Below are 996 nucleotides of genomic sequence, written 5' to 3' on the forward strand. Positions count from 1 at the left end.
GATTTGAGCCTAAAGTCTCAAATCTTCCGAGCGCCTGAAACTAAAGAGTTTCAGGCGCTTTTCTCACAGCGGAAAGACTTGGTTGATCTTTGTTTTAATTATAGCAATGAGCTTTTTCTTAATTCTTTGTAAGAATTAAGAAAATTTTTACAAAGAAAATGGAATTTGTCTACGTTCTGAACAACCAAGTGTTTGCTTGGTTGTTTTCTTTACAGTCTTTTTTATGTTGCGAAAGCTCAGAGCAGTGCTTCGAGCGGTAGTGTTAACGCCCTAAGAGCTTTTTCAGCAGGCTGAGCACTTTAAATTTCAGAGGGTTTGGGTAGTAGCGGAAGGTGCCCATTTTGCGGACAATGTAACCGTTGAAGTTTTGTTTGAAGCGCAGCACCCCATCTGAGCCGTCAAAGATTCCCATGATTCCCAGAAAATTATAGAAGGGAATGCCTTTTTTGATGCTTTCGGTCATGACATATTCCTGCAGCAGGGCCGGAGCGTAGAACTTGTTGAACTCCGGATAGGAGCCGCTGAAAAGATAGGTAGCTTCCTGAGGGCTATAGATAAAGAGGCTGGCAGCCAAAATCTGGTCTTGATTGCCGTACTTGGCAATCAAATCCTGTGCTTCAGTCTTGCGGGTTTCAAAAGTGGCAAACTGACTGGAAATCTCCCGCAGCTGGTTTTTCTTTTTCTCGGACTGGGGATTTTTTTCCAAGTCTGCTTCCAGTTTTTGGATTCTTTGCCCCAGTTTTTGTTGGTCGTTTTCCAGATGGCTGAGGTAATCCTGAAAATTCAGGCTGGCTATCATAAAATCAGCCTGATTGCCAAAAGCATCATAGAAATCTTCATAGTAGTCCAGCGGTTTGTCATCGTATTCGCGGCGGTCAGAGGTAGCAGCGGTTATGTCTTTAAAGAGGTTCAGCTCCTCCCGTTTTAGTTTTCTCAGTTTGATGCCGAAAGTATTGGCTTTTTTGACTGTAGCCCTGCCGTTTTTACTGAAGGATT

Annotated in this window: 1 protein-coding gene; it reads right to left on the reverse strand. The window is 43.2% G+C overall.

The window, feature by feature from the left end:
* Positions 1–262 precede the first annotated feature (262 nt).
* Positions 263–996, reverse strand: a 734-nt coding sequence (locus STRDD11_RS04850) for a peptidoglycan bridge formation glycyltransferase FemA/FemB family protein (protein WP_128836312.1), incomplete at its 5' end; no start/stop codon positions are given.

The sequence above is a fragment of the Streptococcus sp. DD11 genome, assembly GCF_001578865.1.
Lineage (GTDB): Bacteria > Bacillota > Bacilli > Lactobacillales > Streptococcaceae > Streptococcus > Streptococcus panodentis.